The organism is Lysinibacillus sp. COL-1, from assembly GCF_059814265.1.
On record NZ_JCAWSJ010000004.1, the window covers coordinates 2064358 to 2078079 of the forward strand.

Annotated in this window: 9 protein-coding genes; 7 read left to right on the forward strand and 2 right to left on the reverse strand. The window is 38.2% G+C overall.

Features of this window, described 5'->3' with window-relative positions:
* Positions 1–259 precede the first annotated feature (259 nt).
* From AC6BKE_RS18640 to AC6BKE_RS18660, 5 genes are all read left to right on the forward strand, one after another.
* Complete coding sequence (locus tag AC6BKE_RS18640) at positions 260–946, forward strand: CAP domain-containing protein (RefSeq protein WP_036126066.1); 687 nt, start codon at positions 260–262, stop codon at positions 944–946.
* Positions 947–1197: 251 nt separating this feature from the next.
* Positions 1198–4152: an EAL domain-containing protein gene (locus tag AC6BKE_RS18645; RefSeq protein WP_499857644.1), complete on the forward strand. Its 2955-nt coding sequence runs from the start codon at positions 1198–1200 to the stop codon at positions 4150–4152.
* A 119-nt stretch (positions 4153–4271) separates the two neighbouring features.
* A complete protein-coding gene (locus AC6BKE_RS18650; RefSeq protein ID WP_499857645.1) occupies positions 4272–5705 on the forward strand; it encodes a spore germination protein in 1434 nt (477 codons plus the stop codon).
* On the forward strand, positions 5702–6730 hold the full coding sequence (locus tag AC6BKE_RS18655) for a GerAB/ArcD/ProY family transporter (RefSeq protein WP_340834217.1): 1029 nt from the start codon (positions 5702–5704) through the stop codon (positions 6728–6730). The genes AC6BKE_RS18650 and AC6BKE_RS18655 overlap by 4 nt, the downstream gene beginning before the upstream one ends.
* Positions 6720–7796, forward strand: a complete 1077-nt coding sequence (locus tag AC6BKE_RS18660) for a Ger(x)C family spore germination protein (protein ID WP_058844439.1) — start codon at positions 6720–6722, stop codon at positions 7794–7796. Before AC6BKE_RS18655 ends, AC6BKE_RS18660 begins: the two co-directional genes overlap by 11 nt.
* Positions 7797–7838: 42 nt before the next feature.
* On the opposite strand, the gene AC6BKE_RS18665 is transcribed toward AC6BKE_RS18660, so the two are convergent.
* Positions 7839–9185: an MATE family efflux transporter gene (locus tag AC6BKE_RS18665; RefSeq protein ID WP_499857648.1), complete on the reverse strand. Its 1347-nt coding sequence runs from the start codon at positions 9183–9185 to the stop codon at positions 7839–7841.
* A 172-nt stretch (positions 9186–9357) separates the two neighbouring features.
* Between AC6BKE_RS18665 and murG the strand changes: the two genes are divergently transcribed.
* Positions 9358–10434 (forward strand): undecaprenyldiphospho-muramoylpentapeptide beta-N-acetylglucosaminyltransferase, encoded by a 1077-nt coding sequence (murG, locus tag AC6BKE_RS18670; protein ID WP_036126049.1) that lies wholly within the window; start codon positions 9358–9360, stop codon positions 10432–10434.
* An 81-nt stretch (positions 10435–10515) separates the two neighbouring features.
* On the opposite strand, the gene AC6BKE_RS18675 is transcribed toward murG, so the two are convergent.
* Complete coding sequence (locus AC6BKE_RS18675) at positions 10516–11064, reverse strand: GNAT family N-acetyltransferase (protein WP_089933612.1); 549 nt, start codon at positions 11062–11064, stop codon at positions 10516–10518.
* 541 nt (positions 11065–11605) lie between these two features.
* Here AC6BKE_RS18675 and AC6BKE_RS18680 point away from each other — a divergent pair.
* Positions 11606–13633 (forward strand): diguanylate cyclase domain-containing protein, encoded by a 2028-nt coding sequence (locus tag AC6BKE_RS18680; RefSeq protein WP_036126045.1) that lies wholly within the window; start codon positions 11606–11608, stop codon positions 13631–13633.
* Positions 13634–13722: the final 89 nt, after the last annotated feature.

Sequence of the window (13722 nt, forward strand, 5' to 3'; positions counted from 1 at the left end):
AGAATCTAGTGCATAAAACCATCATTTTTTATTCATTTTAAATGCGTATTTTCGAAAATAGTAACGAGTTTAAGAGGGGTGTCAACCCTCTTTCAAACGTAAGTATTTCATAGATTGGCGAAAACTAGTAAAAAATAGTGCAAAAAAAACGCGATTTTTCGCGCATTTCTTTCTTCGTTGGAGACGTTAGCAAATGTTGGTAAGATTTTTATGAAAATCATCCTTTACGATTAGTTGCAGAGAAGGAGGAATTGCAAACATGAAAAAAACACTCACTGCAATTTGTGCAACAATTCTTTTAGCAGCTCCAATTCAAATAGCTTCAGCTGCTGCTAATACAACAGAAGGGGATTCTGTACAGCAATCAACGAACTGTAAAGTTTATTATTATAAATGGTCAAACAATCATAAGTGGAATATCAAATTACCACAGGCATCTACACCATCTAAAGAGGTGCCAACAACAAATAATAATACACAACCAACGCCAAATAATAATCAATCATCACAAAACGAAAAACCAGCAACACCACCAGCTACTTCAACACCATCAACAACAACTTCAGATGTGAACGCATTTGAACAGGAAGTAGTAAAATTAACAAACGCTGAGCGTACAAAAGCTGGTTTATCACCACTTCAAACAGATGCGAAATTAATGGCTGCAGCTCGTGAAAAATCACAAGATATGCAAACAAACAAGTATTTCTCACATACAAGTCCAACATTCGGTTCACCATTTGATCGTATGAAAGCTTTAGGCATCACTTATAAAGGTGCTGGAGAAAACATTGCTCAAGGTCAACGTTCACCACAAGAAGTAGTACAAGCGTGGATGGACTCACCAGGTCACCGTGCGAACATTTTAAATGGTAAATTTACGCACATCGGTGTAGGTTACGTGAAATCAGGTAACTACTGGACACAACAATTTATTCAAAAATAATCACTGCTTACACAAAAGATACCTGATAAGTCTCTAATGGCTTATCGGGTATCTTTTTTTATTTGCAAAAGTTAAATGCTAATGGACTGTTTAATTATTGAGCAAATCACAGGCTTCATCACTCATACATCAACCTTTATCGTCCAACTTTTAAATTTTATCGTCTAACCATCAAAATGATAGTTTTTAAACTATGTTTTTGGGGAATTACTAAATTAGTAGTAGGTAAAAAGTAGGGAAGGGTGAGGTTGATGAAAAAGCCGAATTTATTAAAGCAATTTTTTGCAAGAGAAGAAAGTACACAGGCAATAGCGCTGGCTACAGTTCAAGATCATCGTTTATTCTCATATGCCATGTCCTTTGCGAAGTATCACCCTGATATGATGATTGTCTTTGCAGCGGATGGAGAAATTATTTATGTAAATCAAGAGGCACTCTATCAACTATTACACTATCGACCAAGCCATGCAGAGGATTTTAAGCGAATTTTGACGGTCCCTGATTATAAGCGGCTAAAAAGAGCATTCAACCAAACATTGCGGGGGAAATCGGTCAAAATTGATATAGAAAGGCTACAGCATCAAGGTCAACAGCTAAGCCTTGTACTAACATTTATACCGATTAAAAATGGTGAGGATCAGGCAGAGGGGCTTTATTTAATTATTGAAGATATGTCTACCTATTCTGCGATGAAGCATCAATTATTGCTTCATGAAAAGCATTTAAATTATGCTCAGCATATTGCCGCAGTAGGGAGCTGGGAATACTTTATTCAGCATGACAAGCTGTATTGCTCCGATAATTTTTATCAAATTTTTGGCTTTAGCCGTTCAGAAAACGACGGTATTGATCGAGCTTTCCAATTTATCCATCCAGATGACCATGAAAAGACCTACGATGCATTTAACAATGCCCGAAAAGGCATCAACTTGAATAGTGAATTTCGAATATATCATGGTGAAACTCATGATTTGCGTTATGTACAAGCAGCGGCAGAAGTAACTTGGAAGGATAATAAGCCCTTTAAGATGGTTGGGGTTGTAAAGGATCAGACAGCTTTTAAACTGCTTGAGCAGGCATTAAATGATACACTCGCCAACTATCATTATATTTTTAATCATTTAGATGCGGGGATTTGGATGCGAGATTCCATTCGGGGAACAATGCTTTTTGCCTCAAAAGGGCTAGAGGGAATTTTAGGCATTCCACTAGCGAAGCTTTACGAAGACGCCGAAGTATGGATTAACATGATTCACCCTGCACATCGCGAGGAGGTACTAGCGTACACCGATTATCTTGCTATCGGCAAGAGCTACCAAGTGATTTATCGTATTTTTACAGGTGAAAACCAAACAAAATGGTTGCTTGAGCAAATTGTACCAAGACTCGATGAGGAGGGAGAAGTAAATCAAATTTTTGGCTTAGTAACGGATATTACAAAGGAGGTTGAACGAGAAAAGAAGCTCAATTATTTAGTGTACTATGATGAATTGACAGGCTTACCAAATCAATTGAGCTTGCATGATAAAGTGGACACACTCTGTTCGGCAGGCGAGCCATTTGCCCTTCTCTATATTTCCATTAATCGTTTTCATGTGTTAAATAATGCATTAGGTTCACAAATCGGTGATGAGCTTCTTCGAGTGGTGACCCAGCATTTTGCCAAGCTTCTCGATGATACTAGTTACTTGGCACGCCTAGACCATCAGCATTTTATTTTGGTCATGAAAAAATATGTGAGTAAACAGCATATTTACGCATTGGCTAATCGTTTACTGAAAATCTTTGATACCGCTCTGACGATTAAAGACTATCAATTGCATCTCTCTGCTAGCATTGGCATTGTTTTTTATCCTGAGGAAGGTGGATCGAGAAATATCTTATTAGAAAATGCTTACTCTGCTTTGTGCTATGCGAAGCAACAAGGGCGCAATCGCTTTCATATTTATGCCTTTACAGAAGATATTACTTCCTATAAGCAATATGTGCTAGATCGTGATATGCGTCAAGCGATGTTAAATGAAGAATTTGAGCTATATTTTCAGCCATTGGTAGAGCCACAAAAAGGCAATATTTATGGGGCAGAGGCGTTAATTCGTTGGCATCATAAAGAATGGGGGCTTGTGTCACCTGGTGAATTTATCCCTTTAGCGGAAGAAAATCATATGATCCATATTATTACAGATTGGGTCATTAAAAAAGCATGTGCTTTCTTGCGGAAATGGAAGCAAGATGGGCATGTACTGCGTACGATTAACATCAAAATTTCACCTATTCGTTTGATGAAAAGGGGCTTTGTCCCATTTCTTCAAGAGCAATTGCAGCTCAATGAAATCCCTGCTCACTATTTACAATTAGAAATTACAGAAAGGACCATTTTAAAAAATAGCGCAAGTGTTATGACGGTATTAAAGGAATTGCAAGAACTTGGTGTCAAAATTGCTATTGGTGATTTTGGAACAGGCTATTCATCGTTAGAATCATTGCGCACGTTTCAGCCAACAACGCTTCATATCTATGAGGCGTTTATTCGGCAAATTCGCCATGATCATCCTATTGAAAATGGGCTTATCTCAACAACGATCTATTTAGCAAAAATGCTAGGCATTCAAGTAGTGGCAAAAGGGGTCGAAAGCTATGATCAATATATTTTTTTAAAGCAGCATGAATGTCATTATCTACAAGGAAGCATCTATTCAAAAGCAGTTCCTGCGAAGGCTTTTGAAAAAATGCTAGCTAAAGGCTTCTTAGAACCGCCGAAAGCGATTGTCCATCACAAGCCAGCTGTGGAGCGTCGCAAGTATTTTCGCTTTCATTTCCCAGCCTATGTGAAGGGCTCTATGACCATTATTGAAATGAACCAGCAAAAGCTTGCTATCGGTCATACGCCAATCGTGATTGAAAATATTAGCTTAGGGGGAATGAAGATTCGCTCTACACTGAAGCTACCAATCAATCAAACGATGAAGTTTCAATTTAACTTTGTGTTGATGAACCAGTCATTTACTATAGAAGGTACATTTAGATGGACATTAGAGGAAAAGTATCAAATTTATTCATACGGAGTAGCCTTCAATCTAACGCAGGAAAATGAGGGGAAATTAGCGCCTATCATCAATCGTATGACAGCTTTGCATAATCAGCATGAAAAAATAGAGGGGACGCCCTTTATCTATGAAGATATTGAAGCTTATTTTAAAAAATAATCCATTTAAAGATGCCCCTCTGTTTTAACGGGCATCTTTTTTATGGCTATGAATCCCCCTATGCAAGCGTTTGAAAATGGAGAAAAATGTTTATACTCTCCAATAGAGGGGGGCGTTTTATGGATAAAGTGGAGTATATGATGAAAAGCCTACAAAAAGCATTCTACCATTCCTCGGATTTGACAGTCAGACAAGTAGATTGGCATGAAGGGGATACGGCTATTTTATGCTTTTACGCTTCTCTAGTTGATGCGAAGGAAGTACAAAAAGTACTGGATACCATTTATGCCCGTTTAGATACAGATAAACCTTTTTGGAGTGAAACGTTAATTACGACATTGCAAGATTTTTCCTTACCGCAAGCGATTGAAAGAGTCTGTCAAGGGGAAACGATCGTGATATTGCCTGAAAGGGGAGAGATGCTGACACTTAGCATCATAAATGAGGTGCGTCGAAATCTCGAAGAGCCGATCAACGAACATATTCTTCGAGGCTCGCATGAGGGCTTGATTGAGCGTGCAGACACCAATTTAGCTTTGATACGAAAGCGAGTGAATAATCCCGCACTTGTCGTAAAATCTTTTTCGATTGGCCATCAAACGAAAACAAAGGCCTATTATCTGTATATGGATGGGGTCATACAGCCTGAGACCTTACAGGAGGTTGAAAAGCGGATTGCAGCGATTCAGATCGACTATTTTTATAGTATTGGTCAATTAAGCGATGCGTTAGAGGATTCGGTGTTATCGCCCTTTCCACAATTGTTAAATACAGAGCATCCAGATCGTGTAGTAGCCAATTTAGTGGAGGGCAAGGTCGTGGTCATGACAAATATTTCACCATCTGCCTTAGTTGGTCCCGTGACCTTTTTCTCTTTCTATCAAACACCCGATGATTATAATGGTCGGGTTGTTGTTGGCTCCTTTTATAAAATCGTCCGCTTACTGTCGTTTATAACCGCGGTTTTTTTACCAGCTTTTTATATTGCAGTAGTTAGCTTTCATTTTGAGGTACTGCCACTAGAACTGAGTAATCAAGTGAAAAACGATGTGAATGAAATCCCTTATCGACCACTAATCGAAGCGCTCATTCTTGAAATCATTATGGAGCTTATTCGAGAATCGAGTATACGTTTGCCGCAATCTGTAGGGCAAACAATTGGAATCGTTGGGGGGCTAGTAATAGGAGATGCCATCGTTAATGCAGGGTTAGTGTCTAATTTAATGGTCATTGTCGTTGCCTTAACGGCTATTTCAAGCTATGTCGTTCCATCCGTTGAATTGAATAGTACCATACGTATGTTACGCTTTCCGTTTATGGTCCTAGCCTCATTGTTTGGGTTTTTAGGGATTGTCATAGGGGTTGTTATTTTACTCATTCATCTAATCAGTTTAACTTCTATTAAACAGCCGTATTTTTCACCCATCGTACCTTTTCAGCCAAAAGCGGTGTATAAAATTTTTTTACGCTGGCCATTCATTAAACCGACTGTGCAAGTTACTTCCTTTGACCCACCAGAGGATGAACAGCTAAAAAATGAGGATACGCCATGAAGTTTTCGCTATCTAAGGCTCAATTTTTTTTAGTACTATTTATTATTCAAACAGGTGTCGTCTATATTGCCTTCCAAACCCCTTTAATCATTTACAGTCAACATAATGCTTGGCTCGTTTTTATTTTAGCAAGTGTCATTCATTATGGTCTGTTGCTCCTGTTTGAACGCTATTATGCCTACTTTTATTTAAATCGATTTTTTCGCTGGGTCTATCAGCTTTATTGGATTTTATTAGCGGCTGTACTGATTGCCTATATGGGATATGTTTTGGCCACATGGGTATTACCACAAACCCCTGAATGGCTCGTTGTTGTACTGATTGTCGCACTATCCTTGTATGCCAACCTAGTAAGACCAGAAACGGTCATTAACATCGGTGTCATGCTCATACCAATCATTTTCCTTTTTGTGCTTTTTTTAATGCTGGCGATTCCCGATTTAACATGGAGTAATCTATTTCCTATTGAATGGAATCATATGAGACAAATCATGGGGGGCTTGATTCATAGTACCTATGCTTTTTTTGGCATTGAAATGTACCTTCTTTATCGACCATTTCTAAAACAAGATACACAGGTGAAAGGGCGGCCTTTATTCATCTACCAACTGGTCATTTTTGTATTTTATTTGATTTCCGTGCTTTTTACGCAAATGTTCTTTGCCTTAGATGAAATCAAGTTGATCCCAGAGCCGATTATGTATATTTTAAAATCACAGGAAGTGACATTTGTTAAACGACTTGATATTTTCTTCGTCTATATTTGGCTATCATGGTCTATTGTCACGGTCATGATTTTTGGTCTGTCCTTTCGAGTGCTGTATCTTTCAAAAAAAAGGAAGCATCCGAAATGGAGTATTATTATCTACCATCTTTTACTGGCAATACTACCGCTCTTTATGATGCAATTTCAGCGCATTGAGTTTATTAAAAATTCTTTGCACTATGTATTATTCTTTTTTACTTTTCTACTACCGCTCATCATTATCTGTTGGAATAAATGGAGGGGAAAACGTGTATCGTAAAGGGAGTATAATCATCTTATCTATAGTGCTTTTAGCGGGATGTTGGGATGAACGCCTTTATAAAAATGCGTCTGTCGTAACACTCGTTGGTGTGGAAGGCTATGTTGGGGAGTACAAAGGCTATTATGCTTATCCGAATACAACAGCACAGCAAAATGAAGTGATTGAAGCGGAAGGGATTTCACCGAAAGATGTACGCAATAACGCCAATTTGAAAGTCGAGCAAACGCTTGATCTATCGGAGCTATCAACGCTCCTAATAGCGGATCAAACAGTGAGAGAGCCCATTTATGATATTTTGGATATTTATTTTCGCGATCCTCAAAATCCGATATCCATCAAAGTGGCGATAACAGAAGGGGATGTCAAACCATACGTCGACTTAACGAAGGATTTAGCTGGAAGCGCAGGCGTTTATTATGAACGCTTTATCGAAAGTACAGAGGAAAATACCTTTTTTCCGAAATTAGATTTACAAACGATTGGCTCGATGTTATTTGAACAAACAATCGATATCACGCTACCGTATATTCGGCTAGGTGAGGATAAAAAGCACGTTGTTGCGGCTGGTTTAGCTTTATTTTCTGGTCAAACCTTTACGGGCACAGTATTAACGCCAAAACAATCCCTCATCATGCTCATTTTAATGAATCAAACTAATAAGCAAGCACGTATGAGTTATATGTGGAAGCATGACGGGAAAGAAATGCCGATTACGGCAGATGTTATCCATGTGAAGCGTAAATGGATAGTGGATGAGGAACTGAGACGAATAACGATGGATTACCAACTCGAGGTCGGAATTGAAGAATTCGCCCAAGATCATTTGTATAAAGAAACCATTTTTAAGGATGTTCAACAATTGATTCAAAAGCATTTGCAGGCGGAGTTTGAGGAGGTCTTACGTATACTTCAAAATCAAAAGTCTGATACATTAGGAATTGGTCGCTATATTCGTGCCTATCACCCGAAGATGTTTAAGGACGACTGGCATGCGGAATATACATCCTTACAGCTCGTGCCGTCTGTTCAAGTGAAAATCATTCGTACAGGTGTATTACGCTAAAAAATCGCCTTTCTCAAGAGGGAGAAAAGCGATTTTTTGTCGTTAGACGGTAACTCTTTTTTGAACAATTAGCAGACGGATAAGCAGGGTGATTGCGCCCATTGTTAAACCAGCAACAAGTCCAATCCAATATCCAAATGGACCAAAATCAGTATGCGTAGCAAGGATATAGCCCACGGGCAAGCCAATGATCCAATACGAGATAATTGCCATCATAAATGTGATCATAACATCCTTATAGCCACGTAATGCCCCTTGTACGGGTGCTTGAATCGCATCCGAGAGCTGAAAAATGGCTGCATAAACTAAAAATTGTACAGCATACTCAAGTACTATAGGATCTGTTGAATACATATGAGCTACAGGCTCACGTAAAATAAATAAGATACAAGCAGAAATAAAACTAAATAAAATGGCTGTGCCGACACATAGATAACTATAAATACGAGCATCCCGCATGCGACCAGCACCAATTTCAAAGCCTACTAATATGGTAACACCCATGGAAATACTAAGCGGCACCATATAGAGCAGGGAGGTGAAATTTAAGGCAATTTGATGAGCAGCAATAATTTCTGTACTAAAATTACTCATCATCATGGTAACGGCAGAAAAAATGCTTGTTTCTGCAAATAAGGAGATGCCAATTGGCACACCAATCAGTAAAATTTCCTTCCATCGAAGCCATTCCAGCTTCGGCCAATGGTGGAACAAACGGAAACGTTCGAACGGTACTCGTTTGGCGATAATCCATACAGTAATCAAGAAAATGAGCCAGTACGTAATTGCTGTTGCGACACCTGCACCAATCCCGCCAAGCTCTGGTGCGCCGAATTTACCGAAAATAAAAATGTAGTTAAGGACGATATTAATCGGCGTTGTCAATAATGTAATAATCATTGTGACACGTGTCTGCCCAAGGGCATCAATGAAACAACGCATGACAAAAAATAAGAATAAAGGTAAAAGACCAGCACACATCGCATAGATGTAGCCTTTTGCAATGCTATGTACAGCAGATTCTAAATTCATCTTGCTAAGTATCCAATCGATGCCAAAAAAGAGCCCTGTGAAGATGAAGATTGCCAGCAAAATGGCTACATAAATACCTTGCTGAACGGCCTTTTTGGCATCCATCTCTTGTTTCGCTCCGACTAGCTGTGAGACAATCGGTGTAATGGCAAGGAGAATACCCGACAGTCCTGTATAAATCGGCATCCAAATGGAGGAGCCGATTGAGACACCTGCTAAATCGGCCGTCCCATAGCGACTGGACATTAAAATATCAAAAAATGAAATAAGATAAATGGCTACTTGTGTTACTAAGATGGGAACAATCATTTTTAAAAGTAGTGCATATTTTTCCTTAATTGTGGATGTTTGGTACATATTTGATACTTCCTTCGTGAACATAATGAACAAGTATAGCATATGTAAAGAGAGAAAAGCTTGAAATTTTCGTGCTTCATCTATATCTTTTCTTCAGCATATAGTAAAATAGAACACTGTAAACAAAAAGTAGTGCGGACTACAATGGTTTTTAAGGAATAGGAGAATTAATGTGAAACAACAAACTATCATTTTAACCGGTGGTGGGACAGCTGGCCATGTATCGTTAAATCAAGCGATACTCCCGTCTTTACTTGAACTTGGTTATGATGTCCACTATATTGGTTCAGAACAAGGTATTGAAAAAGAATTAATAGGCGAGGCTTTCCCCGATGTTCCGTTTTATGGCATTGCGAGTGGTAAATTGCGTCGTTATTTCTCAATGAAAAATTTTACAGACCCATTTAAAGTGCTTGCTGGAATGATGCAGGCTTTTCGTATTATTAAAAAAGTAAAGCCACAGGTTGTCTTTTCAAAGGGTGGCTTTGTTTCAGTACCTGTTGTTATGGCAGCAAAACTGGCAGGTGTGCCTGTTGTTATACATGAATCTGATGTGACACCTGGTCTTGCCAATAAAATTGCCCTGCCTTTTGCCTCTCATGTGTTCACGATTTTTGAAGAAACACTAAAGCATTTACCACAAGAAAAGGCAACTTGCACAGGCTCCATTATTCGTCCGGAGTTGTTTGAGGGCGAACGGGCAAAAGGGTTATCATTCTGTGGCTTTTCAACATTAAAGCCTGTTTTACTAGTGATGGGCGGAAGTTTAGGCTCTGTTGTTCTAAATGAGGCATTGCGTCAAAACTTACCAGAGCTTTTAAAGCAATTTCATATTATTCATTTGTGTGGGAAAGGGAACTATGACCAAGCACTAGAGACAATGCCTGGCTACAAGCAATTTGAGTATGTGACAACAGAGTTACCTGATCTATTGCATGCAGCAGATTTTATCGTGTCACGAGCAGGCTCTAACTCCATTTTCGAATTTTTGGCACTACACAAGCCGATGCTATTAGTGCCGCTATCCGCACAAAAAAGTCGTGGGGATCAAATTTTAAATGCCAACTTGTTTAAAAAACAGGGCTATGCGGAAGTGCTGCAGGAAGAAGAATTAACAAAGGAATCTTTTATGAAGTCGGTTCATACATTAACAGAGTGTAAGGCAGAAATGGTCGAGAAGATGTCCAAAACGCAAAAACCAAAAACACCAGACGAAATGGCAACATTAATTTTGCACTACAAAAAATAAAGGCTCTTTGAAAAAAGAAAAGAAGCTATGAGGCAGGTCAAAGATGACAAAACCTTATAGCTTCTTATTATATATGACACATTACATGGCTTGCTCTTCGCCTTCTTGCATTTGATGTGCTGTTATTAAGTAGAATAAATCTTTTTGAATTTTGAATAAATTAAATTGAGCTTCACCGCTATTGACCTGTTCTAATAAAGTCGGATGACTTTCATTAGCACTCACCACATAAGGTAGCTTTAATGCGGCACGCTGTGATTTTAAATTTTCAACTCGTATACGGAGAAATACCGTATGGAAATTATAATCAAAAAATAACTCATTCAAAAATAGCATTTTTGCCTTTTGATTATAGCCTTTACCCTGGTAAGGGAGTCCAATCCACGTTCCTAAAAAGCCTGCACCGTCCTCCACATCGTGAATACTAATGGTGCCGATTGGTTGACCCCAATCATCAGTAATGGTCCTCGAGATAGCGAGTCCTCTCGCTTCCTCTTCAATCAGTTGTTTTGTCATAAACCAATACTCATCAGCGGATGTGGCTTTCTGACGGACAAAAGGGAATACAGAAGGGTGTGATAATAGCTCATAAAGCTCTGTACATTCATGCAGGTCTCGATGTTTAAGCATACGAAACGCCTCCTTTACTAGGGTAGTTAAAACAATTCCGTTGAAGCATAAAGAAGAAAACTAAAATTCGTACTGGAATTAAAACCCAAAGAACTAGACGTTATAACTATGATATTCCATAATCTCCCGCTGTCTTACTGATTTCGACCATACCGAAAAAAGGCTAGTTTTTTAAATATAATATAACACGAAAGCTGTTTGATGCAATCATTTTGCTCGAAAAAAACAAAATTTGAGTTTAGTAGTCAGTAAATTCTGACAAAAGAAGAGGCGTTGGCGAAAATATTGTTGTTTTTTAGCATTAAGTCTATCCTATCAATTTTATCTAATATTAATCATTTATACACTTCTTTAGTAGGATTTAAATGTTTCTACAATAGGTAATATATCAAAAAATATCCTAAAAAGGATATAATTTATCTTATTCTGTAAGGGTAATTTTTGATTTTTATGTTATAATAGTAGTATTATATAAAATCGAACAAAACATACATACTAGCATTTTTATCATGATTGCAATGGCTTTTCTGGAGGTGACAGCATGGAGTATCTTTTAAGCGAAGATTTTTTTAATTCATTATTTATTGGCAAAGATTTTGCTTTTCTCATGAAAAAAGTAGAGGATGATTATCAATATATTCGCTTAAACCAAGCAGCTCGTGACCTGTTATCAAATGAGGCGATTGGAAAAATGATTTCAAGCGTTACCTCAGAGCGCATTTTTTCGATCATTCAGAAAAACTACGATCAAGCGATTAGGGAGCATAATCAGGTTGACTATGTAGATTATGCGTATTTTCAGTCGGAGGTTCATAAATACGAAACGTCTGTCAGACCGTTGAAATATAATAATGAAGACTATATATTAGCCATCACAAAGGAAATCCTCTATGACCGCAATATTGAGGATAAATTTTTATTTATGCGGTCCATGTTTGACCATGCCTTTTTCTCCACGGTCATTTTATCGGCCGAAGGTATGGTATACGAAGTGAATTCTTGCTTTATGGAAGATTTCCAATTAGATAATGAAACTGTCAAGCAAAAATTGTTTGTTGATTTACCGATCATCCCGAAAGAAGAGGTTGAACACATTGAAGCTTGTTTACAAAAAGCAGCGAGAGGGGAAAACCTTGATAAAAAGCTGATCAAGCTGTTTACGTCAGAAGGTCAGGAGCGCATGTATTTAATGTCCCTATCGCCTGTAATGCAGGATGATAATTCGTTTGCTATCTTTCTAATCATGCAGGATTTTACTCAATTTACTTTACAAAAAGCAGAATTACGTTCGAAGTCTCATGGTTTAGAAGTTTTTAAGTCTGCCTTAAATTCAGCTACAGCCATTGCTGTATTGGACCATAAAGGCTATATTACGGAAGCAAGCGATATGTTTTTACAGGCTTCTGGCTACACTGCGGAGGAATTAATAGGTCAGCCCTATTCATTAATGGAGCCAAGGTTCAATGCGCAAAACTTTTTACAATTAATCGAAGGCAAGCTGGATACAATGGAGATTTGGCGAGGAGAACTGTGCTATCGCACAAAATATCATGCCGATTATTGGGTGGAGGCAACCATTGTGCCGTTAAAAAATGAGTTCGGTAAAATCGAACAAATTTTAACCATTAACTATAATATTACAGATAAGAAAAAAATGTTCACAGAATTAAAAAATATTGAACGTACTTTCCGACTCATTACGGAAAATACAAATGATTTAATCGTGATTACGAATGAAGATGGCATTATTCTTTATGCGTCTCCATCCTATGGGATTTATTTAGGGTATGAAAATGAAGAGCTACTTGGGCAGTTTTACAGTGATATTTTAGATCAAGAAAGTAAAAACGAATGGCAAACATTTTTAAACAATTTTACAGGTCAGCCAGAAACACAGTTTGAGCTTTTACTAAAGGCGAAGGACGGTACACCGATTTGGACAGAGGGCAATGTCACGGTTGTACATGACCCTGAACGTGAAAAGGTTTCACAAATTATGATGGTGTCTCGAGAAATTACTCATCGTAAAGAAAGAGAAAATGATTTGCTCTATTTAGCCTATCATGATGCGTTAACACAGCTACCTAATCGACGTTATTTACAAAAAGAGTTTCCGAAAATACTGGCTAAAGCAGCTGAAAATCAAACCTGTGTCGCCATGCTCTATCTAGATGGTGATGATTTTAAAGAAGTCAACGATCGTTTTGGTCATGACACAGGGGATGCGTTTATTCAGCGCTTTGGTAATGCCTTAAATCAAACGGTTCGAAGTCATGACATGGTCATTCGAATTGGTGGCGATGAATTTATCGTCATCCTAACAGGTTTAACAAGAGAAGCTGATAAAAGGCATGACCAAATTATGCATATTATTCGTCGAATCCGCGATGAACTAGCAGAAGGCTGGATGATTGAAGACCATCATTTTACTCCTACAGCCTCAATCGGTATTGCCTATTATCCAGATCATGCACAAACTTTGGATGAGTTAATGGATTTAGCCGACCGAGCTTTATATCGATCAAAAGAGTTGGGAAAAAATAATCTTTCCATTTCGGGAATACAATAAAAAAGTCTGTCCACAAGGTTTCCCTTGTGAGACAGACTTTTTGTTTGATGTTATGCTAGAACGTGAGAGGGATAAATATCCTATATCGT

Excerpts from the sequence above, each read along its gene's own strand:
- AC6BKE_RS18640 (WP_036126066.1), top strand. The coding sequence starts at position 260 with ATGAAAAAAACACTCACTGCAATTTGTGCAACAATTCTTTTAGCAGCT.
- AC6BKE_RS18655 (WP_340834217.1), top strand. The coding sequence starts at position 5,702 with ATGAAGTTTTCGCTATCTAAGGCTCAATTTTTTTTAGTACTATTTATT.
- AC6BKE_RS18680 (WP_036126045.1), top strand. The coding sequence starts at position 11,606 with ATGGAGTATCTTTTAAGCGAAGATTTTTTTAATTCATTATTTATTGGC.
- AC6BKE_RS18665 (WP_499857648.1), bottom strand. The coding sequence starts at position 9,185 with ATGTACCAAACATCCACAATTAAGGAAAAATATGCACTACTTTTAAAA.
- AC6BKE_RS18675 (WP_089933612.1), bottom strand. The coding sequence starts at position 11,064 with ATGCTTAAACATCGAGACCTGCATGAATGTACAGAGCTTTATGAGCTA.
- AC6BKE_RS18650 (WP_499857645.1), top strand. The coding sequence starts at position 4,272 with ATGGATAAAGTGGAGTATATGATGAAAAGCCTACAAAAAGCATTCTAC.
- AC6BKE_RS18645 (WP_499857644.1), top strand. The coding sequence starts at position 1,198 with ATGAAAAAGCCGAATTTATTAAAGCAATTTTTTGCAAGAGAAGAAAGT.